The organism is Streptomyces sp. NPDC057697, assembly GCF_042799335.1.
Lineage (GTDB): Bacteria > Actinomycetota > Actinomycetes > Streptomycetales > Streptomycetaceae > Streptomyces.
Map to the genome: position 1 here is coordinate 47,863 of NZ_JBHVJA010000017.1, position 21,763 is coordinate 69,625.

Below are 21,763 nucleotides of genomic sequence, written 5' to 3' on the forward strand. Positions count from 1 at the left end.
CCTGACCAAGCTCCTTCGACCGCATTGTCAGCTTCCTGGGCCGCTGATGCGTCATCGGCCTCGACCCTACGAGCCACCTACCGACAGCCCGTTGTATCAACTTGCCGACTTCCTCCATGAAAAGAGCCGGGCAACTAGAGAAAAGGAACATCCCCCTCTCTCTGTGGGCAGCAGCAGCGGCACACTCGCGTACAGACACGGACACGCGGGAACTCGCCCAGGCCGCGCGCCGTCTGGGAGTGGTGAGCTGTGAACAGCTCTATCTGAAGGCGGCGGAGTGCGGCGACGTAAGCGTGCTTCGCTGGTTTACCCGTCGCCTCATTGACCTCAGACGCTTCGAGCGGGCGGAACAGATCATTGAGGGGCACTGTCTCGACGGGTTCCTCCTTGGCGAGCTCTCTGCGGCTCTCGGACTTGCCGGCCACTACAAGGAGGCTGAGCGCCTGGCTCGCCGGGCATACGAGGTGAGCGGTAACCGGAACGATCAGCGTAGCCTGGCTCACCACTTGCTGACGCTGGGCATGCGCCACTCGGCCGCACGCATTTACTCATGGGCCGCCGACACCGGAGACCCAGTCGCCGCGCGGTGGCTCACTGCGTACCACGAAGCCCGCGGCGATCGGATCGCGGTAGAGCGTCTAGCGCACACAGCCCTCACGGAGTACGGAAGCCCGTCCGCAGCCCTAGCGCTTGCTCAGTTGCGTGTTACCGCCGGAGCATCCGACGATGCGCAACGATTGTGTCGGCGCATCGCCGGTCACGGCCACACTGATGCCCTGGTGGCCTTCGCCCGCGAAAGATCAGACCACCGTGACCACGCCACTGCCACCTGCTTCTACAGTGCGGCCGCCGCTGCGAAGCACCCGAAGGCTCTCGAGTGGATGTCATGGCACAGGGAAGGACGAGGTCACCATCAACACGCCGAGAACCTGGCACACGCAGCAGCGGCGGCCGGAAATAGCCACGCCCTGCACGGGCTCGTCCAACTGAGATTCTTCAACGGCGATATCCAGGACGCCGAGCGTCTGAACCGTGCCGCTGCACTTGCAGGGTCAGCATCAGCCCGTGAGTGGCTAATCCGTAGAGGGTCCCAACTGTGAGTCATGTCGGCGGTGCCGATGACGTCTGGCATGCCGAGTAGCGGAGATTGCTGCCCGCCGGTCCCACCTGTGCTGGTTACTGATCGTTCCAGAATGAAATCGGCTTAGTGGATTGGCAGTTGGGTGTTGGGTCGGCAGGATCTGTTGGGTATCTGCTGACCTTGTGCCTGATGACCTGTGGGAACGCATAGCCCCGCTGCTCCCTCCTCGTCCGCCTCGGCGGCATCGGAATCCCGGGCGGTTGCCGGTGGATGACCGTGCTGCTCTGCGAGGCATCGTTTACGTGCTGTGCAAGAGCGTGAGCTGGCGGGACGTCCCCACGGAACGGGTTGGCTGCAGCGGGGTGACGGCCTGGCGGCGCCTGCGGGACTGGACCGAGGCCGGGGTCCGGCCTCGCCTGCACGAGGTCCTGCTGGCGGAACTACGCAAAGAAGGCCTGCTGGAGATGGACGACGCCGCGATCGACGGCTCGCATGTCCGGGCCCTCAAGGGGGGCTCACACCGGACCTTCGCCGGTCGACCGGGCCCGGCCCGGCAGCAAGCACCACCTGATCGTCGACCGGCACGGAACCCCGCTCGCCGTCTTTCTGACCAGCGGAAACCGTCACGACGTCACCCAGCTCATGCCGCTGCTGGACGCGATACCCCGCATCCGCGGGCTGCGCGGCCAGCCACGGCACCGGCCCCGGAGACTGTTCGCCGACCGCGGCTACGACTTCGACAAGTACCGGCGCCTGATCCGGGCTCGCGGGCTCACACCCAAGATCGCCCGCCGCGGCACCCCGCACGGCTCCGGCCTGGGCAAGACCCGATGGGTCGTCGAGCGCACCTTCGCCTGGCTCCACCAGTTCAAACGACTCCGCACCCGCTACGAGATACGCGCCGACCTCCACCTCGCACTGCTCCAACTCGCCTGCAGCGTCATCTGCTTGAGACGACTCCGGACTTCATTCTGAAACGATCAGTTAGTCACCATGCGCGCCACAGACCCAGGAGACCTCGCCTACCCGCGATCTCGGCACGTACGTCACGAAGTTGTCTACCTGGTGGCGCCGACCTGCATCGATGCCACTGTACCTACCCCTGACCTGCGCGGATAAGTTTTTCAGTGTCTTTCGGGATCGTGGTGCCTTACGCGGTCGATTCTCCCCACGCGCTTCCCAGGACCGCCGATACTCCCCCGATTCTCCTCAGGAAGGGCCGTTGCGGCGGGCCTGGTGGCACGGGACGTCATGCCACCGGAGGCGCTGCCAAGGGCACGTTGAGTGACTGCCTGCGAGTGCAGGCCTGGGGACGAGCGGCCTGTCGCGCGAGCCCGGCGAGCGAAGGCACAGGAGCTGATGGAGCGGGCTATCGCCGAGGGCTGCGCGCGCAGAACTCCCAACGAAATGATCTTTAGGGGGTCAGGCGTCGAACCGGGCGGCGATGGCGTTGCGCAGGGAAGCGAGGCGGCGCTCGCCCGTCGGGGCGTCGTTGCACTCGGCGCCGCCGCGCGGCGGTCCGGTCGGGGCCGCGTGGTACAGGTGGGGGCGCCCTCAACCGCAGGATTGTTCGCAGCGCCGAGCGTGCCGTCTCCTCGGCCAGATGAAGTTCGGAGATTGCCGGAACGGAAGAGCGGCTGTTCAGCAGCCGGTCGGCGCGGGGCCCCTGCTCGCCCGCGGCCCGGTAAGCGGCGAGCTTGGCCGGGTCCTGCCCGGCCTCGGCCCCGTCGGGGTTGAGCGCCTTGTTCACGGGTTCGAGCGCTGCCTGCAATTGGTCGCGCTGCTCGGCTGCCTCGGGCGCCTGCTGCTGCGCGTTGGCCGGGTCCGCGGCGGGCGGTGCGGGCGGGGTGCCCCGGTCCGTGTTCGGCAGGTGCGAGCCCTGCTCGCCGGACGGGGCTGGCGGTGCGCTCGGGTCACCGCCCTTGCCCGAGCCGCCCTTGATCGGCCAGATCGGGCCGCCGTCGCGGCGGAAACCGAGGGCGCTCTCGCCCGCGCGGGTGTGGACGGGCAGAGCGGGAGTGTTCATTTGAACAGTTCCTGTCAGAGGGGCGGGGTACCTTCAGCCCGTGCGAGATGTAACGGGACAAGAAGCAGAAGCCGAATGGCTGCGGTTCGAAAAGCAGATCGCGGAAGAGGCGCGCCGCATGTACCCGGACGCGCGGGTGGAGCACAACGCCCACGTCATGGGGCGGATCAGCAGGAAGCCGCGGCAGATAGACGTTTTGGTGACAGCGAACGTCGGGCCGCACGAGATCATGATCGTTATCGAGTGCAAGTGGCGTCGCCGACGGGTCGACGTCGGTGTCATCGACGGACTGATCGGCAAGCTGGAAGACGTTGGCGCCGACCGAGGTGTGCTGTTCGCGAACCTCATCCCGACAGAGGCGGCGCGTCAGCGCATGGAGAATGCGACCCAACCGCGCCTTGACGGCTATGTCTTCAGGCTTGAGCCGCGCCTCTCAAGAGCTGAGGCAGAAGAGATTGTGTCTCAACACGACCTGTACCATTTCGACGATGATCCGATCCCGTCGGCAACTGAGGCCAAGCTCAAGGATGCCTTTGAACGGTTGCGGTTCGACGCTACTTGGTGAACGGCTTACGTGGCCGAGCGGCTCGGTCCGGGTGGCGTGCTAGTGACCTGAGTCGGAGATTCGTCGTTGGTTAGGTATAAGTCATCCGGGTCCGAAGATTCCGCCGTTGTCAGTGACTGATGCCCAACGGGCTGCGCTGGAGGGCTAGGTGCGTCGCAGGACGACGGCCCAGGCTCTGGCCCAGAGGTCGCGGATCGTGCTGGAGTGCGCCGAGAGCCACTCGATCATGGAAGTGTCCCGTCGGCTGCGGATCACCCCGGACACGGTCCGCACCTGGCGGCGACGCTTCCTCGAACGGGGCCTGGACGGCCTGTGCGACGACCCGCGTCCCGGCGTCCCGCGCAAGATCACCGACGCGGATGTCGAGCGGGTCATCGTCAGGACGCTCGAGGAAACCCCCAGGAACGCCACCCACTGGTCGACCAGATCGATGGTGGCCGCCACGGGGATGTCGCAGTCGACGATCTCGCGGATCTGGCGGGCATTCGCCCTGGCGCCGCACCGGGCCCAGACCTTCAAGCTGTCCACCGACCCGTTGTTCATCGACAAGGTCCGCGATGTCGTCGGCCTCTACCTCGACCCGCCGGAGAAGGCTCTGGTCCTCTGCGTGGACGAGAAGTCACAGATCCAGGCCCTGGACCGGTCCCAGCCGGTCCTGCCGATGATGCCCGTTCCCGAACGCCGCAGTCACGACTATGTCCGGGCCGGCACCACCACCCTCTTCGCCGCCCTGGAAGTCGCCACCGGCAAGGTCATCGGCTCCCTCCACCGCCGCCACCGGGCCGCGGAGTTCAAGAAGTTCCTTGCCAAGCTCGACAAGGAAGTCCCTGGGACTCTCGACGTCCACCTGATCCTGGACGACTACGCGACCCACAAGACACCCGGCATCAAGAAGTGGCTGCTGGCCCACCCGCGGTTCCACCTGCACTTCACGCCGACCAGCGCGTCCTGGCTGAACCTGGTCTAGCGGTGGTTCGCCGAGCTCACACAGAAGAAACTCAAGCGCGGCGTCCACCGCTCCGTCCAGGCCCTCGAACGCGACATCCGGGCCTGGCTCGCCGACTGGAACGAACACCCCAAACCCTTCGTCTGGACCAAGGCAGCCGACGAGATCCTCGACAAACTCGCTCGCCGCCTACTGCCGACGAATCTCCGACTCAGGTCACTAGGTCGCCGTCACGGCCGGCGGCTCGGTCAGCAAAGCCCTGGTCGACCAGGGCTTCAAGAACCAGGTTGTCACGCACGGGGTCGCCCTGGGTATCGACATCGAGATTGTCCAGCGGAACCCTGAGGAGCAGGGATTCGTTCCGCAGCCGAAATGCGGCGGGTGAAGCAGACGTTCGGGATCTTGATACTGCACCGGCGGCTGGTCCGCGACTACGAACACCGCCCGGCCTCTTCCGCCTCACGCGTCTACTGGGCCATGACGTGGGTCATGGCCCGTCGACTCACCGACACGAACACGATCACCTGGCGCGATCCGCGGATGGTCAGCGCGTGAACCTGAACCCTCTCCTCCAGGCACTCGGCCTTCAGGAAGACGCTGCCCAGGCCCTGGCCGTCGATCTCCGCACGCAGATCGACGCCCTGCAGACCCAACTCCGTGAGGCCGAACTACGTCTGGAACACCTCGCCATCACCCGCACGACCATCATCGGCCTTGCCGACCGAATCCCAGCCCAGACGGTCGCCCCAACAGGAAGTCTGGAGCTGCCCGAGCACCAGGACCACCCCCGCATGCTTTCCGTCTTCAACGACACCACCGGTCCACTGAGGGCCCGAGACATCTGTCAGGCCCTCGACTTCGAGCTGCTGCCGAAACACGTCGAATGCACCCGCGCCAAGATGAAATGCCTGGTCACACTGGGAATCCTCACCGGGGCCGAGCCCGGCACCTTCAGCAAGAAGCAGTAACCAAGTCCGGAACGGACATCAACTCACGAACCGCCCACTGAGCAGGTCAGCTCCCTTTTGGAATGGATCGGCACGCGCCCCCTGCGGCGAGGGCCCCTCTACCGGGCCTTCTTCGTGACCCTCTGTTATGCCGGACTCCGCCCGGAGGGAGCAGTCGCGCTTCACGTGAGCGACGCCACCTTGCCGGAAGCGGACTGGGGTGAGTTCATCGTCCACCGTGCCCGGCCGGAGGTCGGCAGCCGATGGACCGACAGCGGAGAGCCCCACGATGACCGTGACCTGAAGGGGCGAGCGGAGGGCGACACGCGATCTGTGCCCATCCACCCAGATCTCGTCGCCTTCCTCCGCGAGATCATCGTCAAGCACAACCTCAAGCCGACCGACCTCCTCTTCCCCGGAGAGTTCGGCGGCAGACTGGCGGGCTATGTCTTCCGGCGGGTCTGGGACAAGGCCCGAGCTGAGGTTCTCCAGCCCCACGAGTACGCGTCGCCGGCGGGTATGCGCGTGTACGACTGCCGCCACACCTGCCTGACCGCGTGGCTCAACAAGGGCATACCCCCGGCCCAGGTTGCCGAGTGGGCCGGGAACGGTGTTGGCCATCTATGCGCGGCGGACTTTCCGCCCGCTCAGGGCCGTGCCTCGGGCTCGGTGACGCCGAATTCCTCGCAGGTCCAACGCCATTACCAGCTCCCGTACTTGTGTCGGCAGGTTTGCTGGGGATACGCCGGAGCCCTCCGCCGCACCGCTTTCCGCGCTCCAAAGAGCTGGATGCGTGTGCAGGCTGCGCGTACCTCGGCCGACGCGTCTGACGCCGGTGCGAGCTTGGTGGCCTCGTCGGTGTTGGCACGGCATTGCCGCTTCGCCAGCGTGAACGGGGGATGCCGAAGTTCGAGGCGATCTGCTCCAGCGTGGTACCCGGCCCGCAGTTGCGTGCGACCCGCACGAGGTCCTCACGAAACTCCTTCGGATGCGGCTTAGGCACCGCGAGTCCTCCGGGCCGCCTCTCCACGGGCCAGGTCAAGGTGTCACCCAACCTGGCGGCAGTCCCCTGGGCGGCACAGTGGTTCGACTGTCGAATGATCACATGATCATCACAGAAGTTATCCAGGTCTTGCCCAAATGGAATCGATTCTCATACAACTCTCATGTCTTGGTCGTCTGGGTGGGAGTCCTCTGTGCGCGCAGTGCGTCCCGTGGTTGTTGTCGTTGCTTTCGCGATGGCCGTACTGGCTGGAACGGAACAGGCGGCACTCGCCTACGACAAAACAGATGTTGTGCGTGCGCCTATAAGTGAGGTGCCGGACCAGGAGTGGGGGTCGGCTGCCGGGCGCAGCCACAGGGTCTCCACCGACGCCACTGAAGCGGTTGCGGGTGGAGGCGGTGGCAATGCGGCTGGTGCGCCCGGAGTGCTCCCGGCCGCTGGCGCCACGGCGGGGCGGCCACTGGATCGAGAGGTGACACTCCCTGCCCCGGGGCCGACTGTTGAAGTGGACGCTCCGGAGGCCGTGGCCCCGACAGGGTTCGATCCTGAGCGCAGCCGAGAGGTCAAGGAGGAGCGCAAGGAACGGGAGTCCACGTTTCTTAACCCGGACGGGACCTACACCACCCGCTTCTACAACGAGCCGGTCAATTTCCAGGACGACCGGGGCGATTGGCAGAAGGCGGACTCCTCCCTGGTGCCCGCGACCGAGCCCGGCTCGCACACCATGAGCCGAAGCGACGCCGACCCGGGCTGGCGGACCGGTGCCACCGAGATGCCGCTGGAGTTCGCCTCCGACGCCGCGTCCGGGACCGTGGTGAGAATGGGGCTGGGCGACGGCCTGTCGGTGGGCTACGGCCTGGAGGATGCGCAGTCCTCCGAGGGGCGGGTCGACGGCAGTGTCATCACGTACCCCGAAGTGCGTGAGACGGCTGACCTGGAGTTCGTGGCGGGCAGCGGTACGCTCAAGGAGACCATGGTCCTGCGGAGCAAGAACGCGCCGTCGACATGGCGTTTCCCCCTCCACATACAAGGCCTGACCGCGCGTATCGCCGGCCACGGCGGGGTTTCCTTCACCGACTCCGACGGCGTCGAGCGGGCGTGGATGCCGGCCGGTTGGATGGAGGACTCCCATCGCGCTGAGAACTCCGCCCAGGGCGACATCTCTTCGGGCGTGTCCTTCGGCCTGACGGAGGAGGCGGGGCATCAGGTCCTCGTGGTGACGCTGGATCAGGACTGGCTGCAGGCCCCCGAGCGTGTCTTCCCGGTGCGGGTCGACCCGTCGCTGAAGTCGGTGGACGCGACCTCGGGGACGTACGTGCAGTCTCCGTACAACCAGAACTTCTCCAGTGACACCGTGCTCAAGGCCGGCACTTACGACGCGGGAGGCCACAAGGCGGCAGCCTTTCTGCGGTTCTCGGGGCTGGAGACCACCCTCAAAAACGCTTGGGTTGTCAACGCCAGTCTGGCTCTGTACAACACGTACTCCTACTCGTGCACGGCCCGGCCCGTGACGGTCCACCCGATCACCTCGAACTGGGCGGAGTCGACCACGACCAAGTACCCGGGTCCGTCCACGGGTTCCGCCCTCGCCTCCAAGAGCTTTGCGCACGGCTGGCGCCCGGAGGGGCAGACCGCCTATCCGTGCGGTGGCGCCAAGTGGGAGTCCATCAAGCTGGGTTCCGCAGGTCGCGCATTGGTGGACGACTGGACACACGGTCGTAAGAAGAACTACGGCCTGGCTGTCAAGGCTTCGACGTCCGACTCCAAGGGGTGGAAACAGTTCGGTTCTGACGACTACCCCAACGGGAAGCCGAGCCTGGACGTCACGTGGACCCCGTACGGGGCGACATACAGCCTCGGTTCCTTCACCGCTCCGGTCACCGCCACCACCCAGGGCTCGATGAAGGTCACCGTCACCAACCGGGGGCAGGCGACGTGGCGCAAGGGAGGCGACTACCAGCTGCGATACAACCTGTACAACGCCTCCGGCACCGAAATCACCGAAAGTTCGAAGATCGCGTACACGCTCATGCCGAGCGACATCTCGCCCGGCGAGAGTGTGACGCTGGACGCCAAGATCGCACCCTTGCCGCCTGCTACCTACACCATCGAGTGGACGATGACGGATCTCGGCGTCTCCCGCTTCACGTCGGCAGGGGTGCCGGGCGCGGCCGTCAAGGTATCCGCGGTCAACATACCGCCGGTGCTCACCGCCGAGGCTCCCGCGAGCGGCACCCCCGTAGACTCCCTCACTCCGGCCCTCTGGGCGAACGGCAAGGACACCGACCGCTATCCGGCATCGACTCTCAGCTACACCTTCGAAGTCTGCGAGATCGAGGGCAGCGACAGTCGTAAGAACTGCCGCAAGGGAACGCGGAGCACCAAACAGCAGTGGACGGTCCCGGCGGGATGGCTGTCCTGGGGCAGGACCTACGCCTGGTACGTATACGTCTACGACGGCAGTGCGACCTCGCCGCAGCCGCCCGCGTCCGTCTTCACCACGTCCGTCCCGCAGCCCGCGGTGACCAGTCACCTCGGTGGCGCGGACGGCACGGGTGAGATCGGCGTCCGCTCCGGCAACTATGTGACGGCGGCGACCGACGCGGCGATATCCACTGTCGGACCGGAACTCTCCGTCACTCGTACCTACAACTCCTTGGACCCGCGCCGGACCAACGCCTTCGGTGTCGGCTGGTCGACGCGTTGGGACATGCGACTGGTCCAGGAGACCGTAGGCAACACCGTGATGGTCACCCGGGCGGACGGGTCGCAGGTGCGTTTCGGCCGCAATCCGGACGGCACGCTCGCGGGCCCCTCCGGTAGCACCACGGACCTCGTCGCGGACTCGACGGGCTGGGCGATGCGCCAACGCGGAGGAACGACAGTTCGGTTCGACACCTCGGGACTGTTGAAATCCGTCACCGACAACGCCGGCCGTGTCCAGACACTGACCTACGGCGGAACGGATAACCGCACGTTGAGCACGGTCACCGACAAGCTCTCTGGACGGTCGCTCCATTTCACCTGGACCGGCGACCGCATCAGCTCGGTGACCACCAGCCCCGTGGGTGCTGGCGTCGCCGGACTCACGTGGACGTACAGCTACTCCGGCGACCGGCTGACGAAGGTGTGCACGCCTTCGTCCTCGACCGAGTGCACCGGGTACGTCTACGAGAACGGTTCGCTGTACCACAGCATGGTCCTGGACGCGGGCCCACAGTCGTACTGGTCACTCGGAGAGGAGGAAGGCTCGACCGCCCGCAGCAGCGCGCCCTCCCGCGACGGCCTCAACGACGCCCTCTACCGTGATGTGACCCTCGGCTCCGCTCCTGCGCTCATGGGAACGAGCGACACCGCGGCCGTGTTCGACGGCCAGGACTCAGTCGTCGAACTTCCCGACGCAGCTCTGGAGACCTCCGACATCCTGACGGTCGAGCTCTGGTTCAAGACCGCCAAGCCCGGGGTACTCGCTACCCTCCAGGACGCCGAGATCGGATCGAAGCCGACCCGGTACAGCCCTTTCCTCAATGTGGACGCCGACGGCAAGCTGCGCGGCCAGTTCTACACGGTGGAGTACGCCGGGACGAAGCCGATCGTCTCCCCGACGGCTGTCATCGATAACGCCTGGCACCACGCCGTCCTGACCAGCCAGGGCACTTCGCAGACCCTCTATCTGGACGGGGCCAAGGTAGGAAGCCTGACCGGGACCGTCAGCATGCGCGACGACCAGAAGGCATACCTCGGCGCGGGCTGGGCCAACGAGGGCTGGATGGGCGTAGCGGCAAACACCCACCACTTCAGTGGAACGATGGACGAGGCCGCGGTCTACGGCCACCCCCTTGACGCGGCGACCGTCAGGGAGCACTACGCCGCGCGGGAGGCCGCTGGACGCATCACTAAGGTGACGCTTCCCTCGGGCAGGACCCATGCCTCGGCCGTCTACGACCAGGCCACCGGCCGGCTTACAGAGCACACCGACGACAACGGCGGGACGTGGAAGGTCTCCGCTCCTGACTTCTCGGCCGGTTCGGTCACGTACGCCGACGAGGTGCGGGCCTTCGCGCCGGAGGGCTACTGGCGGCTGGGGGAGCGCTCCGGATCCAAGGCGGTCAGCGCAGTCGGCGACGGATCGGAGGGTTCCTACGGCGACGGGACCGCCCTGGGCGCGGCGGGCGTCTTCGCGGACGGTGACGACACTGCTGTCACCTTTGACGGCAGTGCCGACTCCTACATCCAGCTGCCCAACGACCTGCCCACCAGCCCGACAACCCCCACTCTCGAACTGTGGTTCAAGACCGCCAAGCCCGGCGTGCTGATGGGCCTGCAGGACGTGGAACTGGGCGATACCCCCACCTCATGGCGACCGGTGCTGAACATCGACAACGCCGGGAAGCTGCGCGGCGAGTGGTATCTCGCCGGCGACCCGGGCGCGGATCCGATCACGTCGAACCGGGCGGTGACGGACAACAAGTGGCACCACGTCGTACTGACCGCAGCGGTGAATACGCAGTCGCTTTACTTGGACGGTGAGCTGGTCGGCTCCCTGGCCGGCACCATATCCGACCAGGGAAGGCCGTACGCCTACCTCGGTGCGGGCTACGCGAGTTCCGGATGGATGGGCGTGGCAGCGGGTACGTACCACTTCACCGGTCAGCTGGACGAGGTCGCGCTGTACGAGCGCACCATGACCGCGGCAACGGTCAAGAAGCACTTCGCGGCCCGGTCCGCACTGATCGCCGGTGACAGCGCGCACTACCGTGGAGAGATCGTCGGGGACGCTCCGGCCGCATACTGGCCACTGGACGAGAACAAGGGTGCGGCCACTGCCGTCAGCAAGGTCACCGCAGCCCAGGGCAACGGCACCTATCTCAACGCGACCGCCGGAACCACGGGGATCTTCGGCACGGGCGACGGGCAAGCGGTCCAGCTCTCCGGGACCGGCGCCATCTCGATCCCCGGCAAGCTGGTGGCCGGCACCACGGACCTCACGGCCGAACTTTGGTTCAACACAACGAAGTCCGGTGTCCTGCTCGGACTGCAGAACACCGAACTCGGCGGCACGCCGACCTCCTGGCGCCCCGCGCTCAACATCGACGAGTCGGGCAAGCTCCGTGGTGAGTGGTATCTGACGGGCAATCCAGGAGCAAAGCCGATCACATCCACCCAGACGGTGACTGATGGCAAGTGGCACCACGCCGTGCTCACCGGTGCGCGCACCACTCAGTCGCTCTATCTGGACGGTGTGCTCGTCGGCACGCTGGCAGGCACGATCTCCGAGCAGGGACTGACGTACGCCTATCTCGGCGCCGGGTACGCGAGTTCCGGCTGGATGGGAGTGCCCAGCGGTACCTACCGTTTCACCGGACAGATCGACGAAGCCGCCATCTACCGAAAGGCGTTGTCGGCCGACCAGGTCGCCGACCACTACCAGGCCCGCGAGCGGTCCGGGCTCTCCTCGCTGGCGGCTACCGTCGGCGTGACCGACCCGTTCAGACACACCGTCCGTACGTCGTACGACGCGCTCAAGGGCATGCGGCCCACACAGGTCATCGACGCCGAAGGCGGTGTGACCACCTACAGCTACGACACCGGTGGTTTCGTGCACACGGTGACCGACCCCAACGGGCACGCCACGATCACCGGCCATGACGCCCGGGGGAACGCGGTCACCACCACGACGTGTCGTGACGCCGACTCGTGCTGGACCACTTTCACGGAGTACTACCTCGATCCGGACGACGAGCTCGACCCGCGCAACGACAAGCCCCTTGCCGTCCGGGACGCACGCTCCAGCGGCCCGGACGACGACCGCTACAAGACATCCCTGACCTACACACCGCTCGGCCTGCCAAGCACCACCCGGCTCGCGGACGCCCGTACCGCCACCACCGACTACACCACTGGCAGCGAGGCGGCCGTCGGGGGCGGGACCACCCCCGCGGGGCTGGTCGCCAAGGAGGCGACTCCCGGCGGCGCGGTGACCACCTATCGATACTTCTCCACGGGAAGCACCGCCGTGATCACCTCGCCCTCCGGGCTGGTCACCGAGTTCACCTATGACGGCCTGGGCCGCAAGACCGCCGAGAATCAGATTTCCGACACCACCCCGGAGGGTGTGGCAACCACCTATGACTACGACTCCATGTCGCGCGTCGTCTCCGAGTCCGGTGTCGGTGTGAAGAATGAGATCACCGGTCTCACACACACCGCGAAGATCACCCGGTCGTACGATGCTGACGGCAACCTGCTCACAGAGTCGGCCGAGGACACCTCGGGCGCAGACGTCAAACGCACCACCGGCTACCACTACGACAGCCACGGACTGAATGACACGGTCACCGACGCGGAGGACCATGTCACTTCCTTCGCTCATGACGCCATGGGACGGGTCACCACGACGACCGACCCGACCGGCACCCGCCTCACCTACGCGTACACACCGCGCGGGCAGCACGCCGAGACCGTTCTGAACGACTGGACCGGATCGCCCACCGGTGACATCCGTGACCTGGTCGTCCTCTCCAACGCCTACGACCCCGCAGGCCGCCTGGCCTCCTCGACCGACGCGATGGGTGCCACCACCGCGTTCACCTACTTCGATGACGGCCTCACCGCGACGAGGACGGCCCGGCAGGTGAAGCAGGCGGACGGCACCCGGCGCGATGTCCAGCAGGAGTCGAACACCTACGACGGTGCCGGAAACCTCACCCGCCAGGTCACCGACGGCGGCAGCGTGACCACGACGCAGACCGTGGACGCGACTGGACGCACCGTCCGCAGCGTCCTCGACCCCGACGGCCTCAACAGGATTACCGACCTCGCCTACGACAAGGACGACCGGGTGACCGAGGAGAGCCTGCCGATCGACGGCTCCGGGAAGCGGCTCACCACCACCACGGAGTTCGACGCCGCGGGCAACGTCACCCGACGGCAGATCACCGACGGCACATCCACCCACATCACCACCAGCACCTACAACCAGCGCGGGCTGCCCACCTCCACCGTCGCCCCCAGGGGCAACGCGGAAGGTGCCGACCCCGACACGTACCGGACCACTTACCGGTACGACGCGCTCGGGCGTCTCGTGGAGACGAAGGCACCGGCCACGTCGGTCGAGGACAAGGGCGGGACGGCCGCCACAGAGCGGGCCACCACCCTGACCGGCTACAACACCTTCGGCGAAGCAACGGAGACCCGTGACGCGCGAGGCGCCGTCACCCGCACCACCGTGGACGGCCTCGGACGGCCCACCGCCGTCACCCTCCCCGACTACACGCCGCCGGGCGGCACGAAGATCAGCGCCGTCAGCAGCATCACGTACGACGCGCTCGGCAGAGCCACCACGACGACGGACCCACTGGGTCGTACCAGCCGGTACACCTACGACCAGTTCGGGAGCCTGGTCCGGCAGACCGACCCCGTCGCGGGGACCGTTCCCACCGTTCTGGGGCCGGAGAAGTCCGGTCTGCTGGAGAGCGCCTCCACCGATCTCGACGGAGCGGGCGTCTCGGAGTTCACCTGGACCCCAACCGGCCTGCAGCTGTCCGCGACCGACCCGACGGGGGCCAGGACCGAAGCCACCTACGACGAACTCGGCCGGCAGCTGACCGCCACCACCGTCGAACGGTATCCGACCCTGCAGAACCTCACGACCCGGTACGTCTGGGACGACGCGGGCAACCAGACCGAGTCCACCACCCCCGCAGGACGCACGACCATCGCCACGTACAATCCGGCGGGCGAACCGACGACGGTGACCAACCCGGTCTTCGGCGTCACCCGGCTGAGTTATGACAGGCTCGGCCGCCAGACCCAGATGACCGATCCGACCGATCGCAGGAGCACCACCACCTACGACGCGCTCGGCAACGTCACCGCGGTAGCGGATTTCGGCACGGGACAGAGCGTGCTGCGCACCACGAAGGCGGAGTTCGACGCCGACGGCAACCGGACGGCCACCGTCTCCGCCACCCAGGCGCGCACCACGTACACCTACGACGCCCTCGGGCACATGACCAAGCAGGTCGAACCCGTGACGGGCGCCAAGTCCATCACGACGACCTTCGGCTACGACGCGTCCGGCAACCGCACCCGGCTGACGGACGGCCGGGGCAACACCACGACGTACACCTTCACGCCGTGGAACTTGCCCGAGTCCACCGTCGAACCCTCCACCGCCGCCCACCCGGCCCTCACAGACCGCACCTGGACGACGGTCTACGACAAGGCGGGCCAGGACGTCGCCGAGCTGCTGCCCGGTGGCGTGGAGCGCCGACGCGCTTTCGACGGCCTCGGCCGCCTCGTCCGCGAGACCGGCACGGGCGCGGAGACCGCCACTGCCGACCGCACGTTCACCTACGACCTCGTCGGCCGGATCACCGCGGCGGGCACGGACAACGTACTCAACCGGAACACCTACACCTACAACGACCGGGGCCAGTTGCTGACCGCCGACGGCCCTGGAGGCAAGGTCGCCTACGGCTACGAGGCCGACGGCAACATGACCGAACGAGTGGGTGCGGACTCCGAGTCGTACTACGGGTACGACGACGGCGGACGCATCGACTGGGCGTGGGACTCCCTCAGCGACAGCAACATCTGGTACGACTTCGACACCGCGGGACGGCCCCTGCTCGCGGAGTACGCGGTCAAGCCCACGGGCTCCACGAAGTACGTGGCCACCGCCCGCCGCGACTACACCTACGACAGCCTCGGCCGGCTCGTGAGCGACAAGGTCGCCAACCCGGACAAGACGTCGCAGAAGACTGGCATCGTCTACGGCTACGACCTCGACGACCGCCTCACCGAGAAGACGACGAGCGGAACCGCGGGGGCGGGGACGAACACCTACGGCTACGACAACGCTGGCCGGATAACGTCCTGGGTCAGCGGCACGACCACCACCGCCTACGGATGGGACGACGCGGGCAACCGCGTCAAGGCCGGAACGGCCACCGCTTCGTACGATGCCCGCAACCGCCTGACCGACGACGGCACCAGCACGTACGGCTACACCGCACGCGGAACCCTCGCCACGGTTGCCAAGGGCACCGGCGCATCCCGTGCTCTGACGTTCGACGCCTTCGAGCGCAAGGTCAACGACGGATCGGCGACGTTCACCTACGACTCGTTCGACCGCGTCGCCCAGCAGGGCAGCACCACGTTCAGCTACGACGGCGGATCCAACAACCTCCTCGGCGACGGCACCAGCGTCTACAGCCGCACCCCGGACGGTGCCCTGCTGTCCAGTCAGGAGGGCACCGCGGCCCCTCAGTGGTCCCTCACCGACCAGCACACCGACGTGATCGCCGGACTTTCGGCCGACGGCACCCAGGTCACCAGCTCCACCGCCTACGACCCCTTCGGCCAGGAGACCGCCACCAACGGCACCACCCCCGCCCTGGGATACCAGTCCGGCTGGACCGACCCGAACTCGGGCGACGTCAACATGGCGGCACGCTGGTACCAACCCGGCACCGGCGGCTTCACCTCACGCGACACCTGGCAACTGGACCCGACCCCGTCAGCGCGGGCCAACCGGTACGGCTACACAGGCGGTGCACCCCTCGACGCGACCGACCCCACCGGGCACTGCCCCGCGTGCGGAGCCGTAGCGCTCGGTGGCACCGAGGCGCTGGCGGCCGCAGGGGCGGCAGCCATCGGGTACGCGTGCAAGCTCTACTGCGAAACCTTGTTCAACGGTTTGAACAAGGCGGTCAACTCGGTGATCGGCTACGGCTACAACTGGCAGCTGCCGGCCTTGGGAGGAAGCTGGTCCTACTCCGGCAGTTACGGATATTCCGGCAGTTACGGCTACTCGGGCAGTTACAGCTACTCGGGAAGCTACGGGTACTCGGGCAGTTACGGGTACTCCGGCAGTTCGGGTTCCTCAGGCAGCTACGGCGGATCGTACGCCGGTGGCTACTCGGGGTCGTACGTAGGCTCGGCGGCCCGCCTCGTGGTGCGCCCGCCTCGGCCCGTGATCGACCAGAACGTCAACAACGGTCCGAACCCGCGTCCTGCCCCCGACAGGCCGGTTCCCAAGCCCGACTGGAACCCCAAAAACGGTGGATGGAAGCCAGGTGACGGCTGGAAGATGGTCGTCAGTGCGGTGAACATGCTGGATCTGGTCGGCAACGACCAGTTCGAGCCGGACCGGGCGCCGGTCACGCATCCGGCCGCAGGAACCGCCCCCGATTCGGGCGACGATCAGGATAATTCGGAGGACTGCCGCAGGCAGGGCACCGGATGGGTGGACCCTGGACCGCGGGACGCTGCGCACGGCAACCGGGCCACCGGTGTGGAAGCCTGCCTGGACCTCGCCTACGTGACCGCCCACCCCGGCACCCCGACCGCGACCCGGGAGGGCATCAAGCCGCCAGGTTACGACTGGGCTCGCGCCTACGTCGGCCATCTGGGCGGCCGGCCCCGCGACGTCAACGCCTGCCACCTCCTTGGCGCCCAGCTGAGCGGATCGGGCACCGATCTGGCGAACCTGGCAACCTGCGGAACCGACGCCAACTCCTACGTCGGCAAGCCCCAGAGCCCGATTCCCCCGATGGACAGCATGCTGAACTTCGAGGACACCGTCCGGTCCCTCGTCGATTCCCGCCATGTCGTCCGGTACGAGGTGACACCGGTCTACACCGGCAGCCGGACCGTCCCCCACGAGTTCCGGATGTCCTACACGGCCTGGAACAGCAGGGGCCGCTTTGCGGGTACCGACGCCACCACGGTCTCGAACCTCATCTACACTGCCGGCCGGGGTTGGAAGAACCTGGGCACGGCCATCGACAGTCGCACCGGCGCCGACGTTCCGCTACCGGGGCAGCCGTGAGCCCGACCGTCCACCCTGCAAGCGAAGGGAACCCCCTATGCCCCACCCCGCTGTCGCCCGCCTGCGCGAGCTGCTCCCGCCACCCGGCTCCGGCGGCGACGCGGTGGACTGGGAGCAGATCGAGCGGACGACGGGCCTGGCGTTCCCGGCCGACTACCGCGAGCTCGTGGAGTTGTACGGCGGCGGCGAGATCGACGAGTACCTGTCCGTGAGTACGCCGCCGGTCCCCGGCTCGCCGTACGGGGATCTCCTGGACAGGGGTGAACCCGCCCTCTCGGGCCGGGACCGCGATGAGTTGGGCGTACTTCTACTGGGAGGCGCGCTGCCGCCTCTGCTGCCCTTCGCGGACTCGGCGAGCAGCGATGTCGCGTTCTGGCTGCGCGAGGGCGCTCCCGACGACTGGAGGGTGGCTGTCTTCCGGAGGCAGACACCACACGGGACGAACCGCTGGACCGTGCTCGACGGCGGAGCGGCGGCGTTGTGTGTGGCGGCTCTGACCGGCGAAGTGCACCCGTTCAGTGAACGGCTCTCGGCGAGCGGAGGACATGAGTTCGTGAGCTGGCGCGATGTGTAGGGATCGGCGAAGCCCTGCGCTTGGGTGTGGGTTCTACCGCGGGCGCGTTGCTTGTCGTAGTAGGCGCGGGAGGCCGGATCGGCGTTCATGCAGGCGAAGTCGGAGAGGAACATCGCACGTTTGAGCTGCCGGTTGCCGCCTCGGGGTGGATGTTCGCCGTGGATCGAGGTGCTCGACGACTTTGTCCTTGGTGCGAGGTCGGCGTAGGAGGCCAGGTGGGCGCCGGTGGGGAAGCTGGTGCCGTCGCCGGGCATCGATGTCAGGACCCGGGAAAGAGGTTAGGCCTCCAGCAGGACGTTGATCTGGGCTTCCATCACCCTGCGCCGGGTGCGCACGGCGGTCAGGGAAGCGGCCGGAGGGGAGACGACGATGTCCAGGTTGCCGGAGCCCGGGACGACGACGGTCTGCTCATCGAGCGCGTCGAAGATCTCGTCGATCAGTCGGGCGGCCATGCGCGGGGCCTTGGGGCGGATCAGTTCCACCTTCGATCTGCCCAAGCCAGACCTTCTGCAACACCCTTTACAGTAGGCGCGAGTCGCTGAGCATCTGATGCTCGGCCTGATCCGCAGAACCTTGGAGGCCGTGGGATGCTCTCGCATTCCCGAGGCTTCGGACGTGGCCTCTCACACCATCTTCACGAGCCAGAAGTCCCGCGCGGAAACAATCAGCCCCTCTCTCAACGTTTGTGATCTCCGGACCGAGGAGGGGAAGGTGTCGGGCCTGAAGAAGCGCTATCTCGCCGACGTCATCCTCGCCGAACTCGACCCCGACCATCCGGGTGTCTGTGTACAAACGGCTCACGCGCGCGACCGAATCCTCGGGCGTCCTGACCCGGACCCTCACCGCGTCGAGTTTGGCACGCTCGTGGTTTCCGATTCCTTCCTGGCTGGCTTCCTTGACGAGGAAGACCGACAGAGGTGCCTCGCCAAGCTCTTGGAAGTCGCGGGTGACCCGCGCGAAGCAGCCTTCAACCGACAGGACGCGCTCACCGGAGCCCGCAATCTCGTGATCCGGCTGCCAGCAGAGGACAAAGCCGCGACCTTCCAGTTCAGCAAGGCCTTTGTGCACGGAGAACGCGACGGGAGCCACCTCGACGCCGAGGTGACGGGCAGAGCTCATGCACTGCGCTCGTTCCAGATCGGTTCGGCATCGGCGTCCCTGCGTGGGCACGGCATGTACCTGGCTGCGGCTTCAGCCACCGTTCTCGAGGAGAGGGAGTGGGTCCGTGACCGAGCGCTGGATTTCCTGCACAGTGAGGACGGTTCCCTCGTGCAGGCAGCCGCCGTCACGCTCAGTGCGATCGGAGGCGATGTGACGGGCGACATTGGCGGAGGCCGCCGCTGCCGTAGCGCCGGAGCGGGCCGCGTCGGCGGCCGCGATCCTGGAAATCCTTCGCGAGGATGTACGGCACAGTGTCCGTGCGGCAGCATTTCCGCGACATTCCTCCTCGGGCGTCTGATGCGCAGTGTGCCGTTCACCGCGCCGGACTCAACGGCGCCGCTGGGGATCGTGGGGGCCTGGCGCTCTCAAACGCTGACCTTTCACCAACGTTCCTGGCTGCCCGTCAGATGCTTGGGCGGAGTGGCAGAGGGGCTGGCGGCGGCCAGGGATCCGGGGATCCGCACCGTGGCGCGCTTCTTGACTCGGACATGGTTCGAGGAGCAGAAGGGGGAACGGGTGCTCTGGGATGCCGGCTTCGAGGGCCGAATCAAGAGCCGAGTTCGCAGCTTGGCGTGGGCCGCCGTGTGACCGAGCGAGCACGCTTTTGGCCGTGGCGTGGGAACGGCAGCGGAGGTCCTCAACTCTACGACCCGGTCCTGGGGCCACTTTGACCGCACAATCGGAATGTGGCCACCTGGGGACCACACGCTACGCGCGGTGGTGCACGATGCATGCCTACACACAACTCGCGCCCGGATTAGATCCGCTATATCCAGAAAATACCCTTGACCCTCACTCCTGGGGGTCAAGGGGGCGCAGGTTCAAATCCTGTCGTCCCGACTGTGCGGAAACGCAGGTCGGAGGCCGTTCTCTCATCCGTGAGAGGCGGCCTTTCGTGCGTTCGGGGCCCGGTGACCGGGGCGTGCGCGGGAAAGACCGGTCGATAAGCGGCGCGTCCTGTGCGCGGCGCCGCCCGTGGCCGCCGGTACTGGACCAGAATTGCCGTGATGTCCCGTATCGGATGCGTGGCATGCCCTCGGGACGGAACGGAGCACACCCCATGGCGACGCACCCCCGGACCTCACCCGCACCGGTGCCCGACCGGGCGCTCTGCCTGGTGACCGGTGCCAGTGGCTACATCGGCGGCCGGCTGGTCCCCGAGCTGCTCGACGCCGGCCACCGGGTGCGCTGCCTCGCCCGCACCCCGGCGAACCTCCAGGGGCATCCCTGGGCGGACCGGGTCGAGGTGGTCAAGGGGGACGTCACCGACGCGGCGAGCCTGCGGCACGCGTTCCACGACGTGGACGTGGCCTACTACCTGGTGCACTCCCTGGGCTCCGGGCACGGTTTCGAGGAGACCGACCGGCGTGCCGCCCGGACCTTCGCCGAGCAGGCCCACGCCGCCGGGGTGCGCCGCATCGTCTACCTCGGCGGTCTCACCCCGGCGGACGTCCCCGAGCGGGAGCTCTCCCCGCATCTGCGCTCACGGGCCGAGGTCGGCCGGATCCTGCTCGACTCCGCCGTCCCCACCACCGTCCTGCGGGCCGCCGTAGTGATCGGCTCCGGCTCCGCCTCCTTCGAGATGCTCCGCTACCTCACCGAACGGCTGCCCGTGATGGTGACGCCGAGCTGGGTCGGGACCCGCGTCCAGCCCATCGCCGTCCGCGACGTGCTGCGCTATCTCGTCGGCAGCGCGACCATGCCGCCGGACGTCGACCGGAGTTTCGACATCGGCGGCCCGGACCGCCTCACGTACCGGGACATGATGGTCCGTTACGCGGCGGTCGCCGGACTGCCCCGGCGGCTCATCCTGCCCGTCCCCATGCTCACCCCGCGCCTGTCCAGCCACTGGATCGGCCTGGTCACCCCCGTGCCCGCCGCCCTCGCCCGCCCGCTCGCCGAGTCCCTGCGGTACGAGGTGGTCTGCGCCGAGCACGACATCGCCGCGTACGTGCCCGACCCGCCCGGCACCCCGGTGTCCTTCGACAGGGCGCTCGCCCTCGCCCTCCAGCGGGTCCAGGAGGCCCGGGTCACCACCCGCTGGTCCTCCGCCTCCCTGCCCGGGGCCCCCAGCGATCCGCTGCCCACCGACCCCGACTGGGCGGGCGGCAGCCTCTACACCGATGAACGCGAACGGACCGTCGAGGCCGACCCGCACGCCCTGTGGCAGGTCATCGAGGGCATCGGCGGCGAGAACGGCTGGTACTCCTTCCCGCTGGCCTGGGCGGTACGCGGCTGGCTCGACCGGCTCGTCGGCGGGGTGGGGCTGCGCCGGGGCCGACGCGACGCGCAGCGGCTCCGGGTCGGCGACGCCCTCGACTTCTGGCGGGTCGAGGAGATCGAGCGGGGGAGCCTGCTCCGGCTCCGTGCCGAGATGCGGCTGCCCGGCCTCGCCTGGCTGGAGATGCGCGCCGAACGGGACGACGCCGGGCGGACCCGCTACCGTCAGCGCGCCCTCTTCCATCCACGTGGTCTCGCGGGGCAGCTGTACTGGTGGAGCGTGGCGCCCTTCCACGCCGTCGTCTTCGGCGGCATGGCGAGGAACATCGCGCGGACCGCGGAAAGGAGAGCCGGGGCGAGGAAGGACGCATAGACCGGACCGGGCGTGCCGGGGCTCCGTACC

At 67.5% G+C, this 21,763-nt stretch carries 9 protein-coding genes and 3 pseudogenes; 10 read left to right on the top strand and 2 right to left on the bottom strand.

What is annotated here, in order from left to right; all coding sequences use genetic code 11:
• Positions 1–116 precede the first annotated feature (116 nt).
• On the top strand, positions 117–1,100 hold the full coding sequence (locus ACFVFH_RS32185) for a hypothetical protein (protein ID WP_383775305.1): 984 nt from the start codon (positions 117–119) through the stop codon (positions 1,098–1,100).
• A 139-nt stretch (positions 1,101–1,239) separates the two neighbouring features.
• A protein-coding gene (locus ACFVFH_RS32190; RefSeq protein WP_383775475.1) for an IS5 family transposase occupies positions 1,240–2,056 on the top strand; the annotation gives its coding sequence in 2 pieces (ribosomal slippage) (positions 1,240–1,601 and positions 1,600–2,056; 819 coding nt in all).
• A gap of 439 nt (positions 2,057–2,495) precedes the next feature.
• Here the strand turns inward: ACFVFH_RS32190 and ACFVFH_RS32195 are convergent.
• On the bottom strand, positions 2,496–3,107 hold the full coding sequence (locus tag ACFVFH_RS32195; protein ID WP_383775308.1) for a hypothetical protein: 612 nt from the start codon (positions 3,105–3,107) through the stop codon (positions 2,496–2,498).
• Between the two features lie 40 nt (positions 3,108–3,147).
• Between ACFVFH_RS32195 and ACFVFH_RS32200 the strand changes: the two genes are divergently transcribed.
• The 6 genes and pseudogenes from ACFVFH_RS32200 to ACFVFH_RS32225 all read left to right on the top strand — a co-directional run bounded on the left by ACFVFH_RS32200 (position 3,148) and on the right by ACFVFH_RS32225 (position 17,979).
• Positions 3,148–3,672 carry a restriction endonuclease gene (locus tag ACFVFH_RS32200; RefSeq protein ID WP_383775311.1) on the top strand — a complete coding sequence of 175 codons (525 nt, stop codon included), beginning with the start codon at positions 3,148–3,150 and terminating at the stop codon, positions 3,670–3,672.
• 148 nt (positions 3,673–3,820) lie between these two features.
• A pseudogene (locus ACFVFH_RS32205) lies at positions 3,821–4,841 on the top strand (IS630 family transposase).
• Positions 4,842–5,173: pseudogene (locus ACFVFH_RS32210) on the top strand (IS5/IS1182 family transposase); the annotation flags it as partial.
• A complete protein-coding gene (locus tag ACFVFH_RS32215; RefSeq protein WP_383775313.1) occupies positions 5,170–5,586 on the top strand; it encodes a hypothetical protein in 417 nt (138 codons plus the stop codon). The pseudogene ACFVFH_RS32210 and the gene ACFVFH_RS32215, both read left to right, overlap by 4 nt.
• A gap of 1,217 nt (positions 5,587–6,803) precedes the next feature.
• The gene (locus ACFVFH_RS32220) at positions 6,804–17,405 is read left to right on the top strand and encodes a LamG-like jellyroll fold domain-containing protein (protein WP_383775477.1); all 10,602 of its coding nucleotides are present in this window, start codon (positions 6,804–6,806) and stop codon (positions 17,403–17,405) included.
• A 37-nt stretch (positions 17,406–17,442) separates the two neighbouring features.
• A complete protein-coding gene (locus ACFVFH_RS32225; RefSeq protein WP_383775316.1) occupies positions 17,443–17,979 on the top strand; it encodes an SMI1/KNR4 family protein in 537 nt (178 codons plus the stop codon).
• Positions 17,980–17,996: 17 nt separating this feature from the next.
• On the opposite strand, the pseudogene ACFVFH_RS32230 reads toward ACFVFH_RS32225, so the two are convergent.
• Positions 17,997–18,569 (bottom strand): annotated as a pseudogene (locus tag ACFVFH_RS32230) (transposase); the annotation flags it as partial.
• Here ACFVFH_RS32230 and ACFVFH_RS32235 point away from each other — a divergent pair.
• Both ACFVFH_RS32235 and ACFVFH_RS32240 read left to right on the top strand, forming a co-directional pair.
• Positions 18,529–19,728, top strand: a complete 1,200-nt coding sequence (locus ACFVFH_RS32235) for a hypothetical protein (RefSeq protein WP_383775319.1) — start codon at positions 18,529–18,531, stop codon at positions 19,726–19,728. The pseudogene ACFVFH_RS32230 and the gene ACFVFH_RS32235 overlap by 41 nt on opposite strands.
• A gap of 472 nt (positions 19,729–20,200) precedes the next feature.
• Positions 20,201–21,733 carry an SDR family oxidoreductase gene (locus tag ACFVFH_RS32240; RefSeq protein ID WP_383775321.1) on the top strand — a complete coding sequence of 511 codons (1,533 nt, stop codon included), beginning with the start codon at positions 20,201–20,203 and terminating at the stop codon, positions 21,731–21,733.
• The last annotated feature ends 30 nt before the right edge of the window (positions 21,734–21,763 follow it).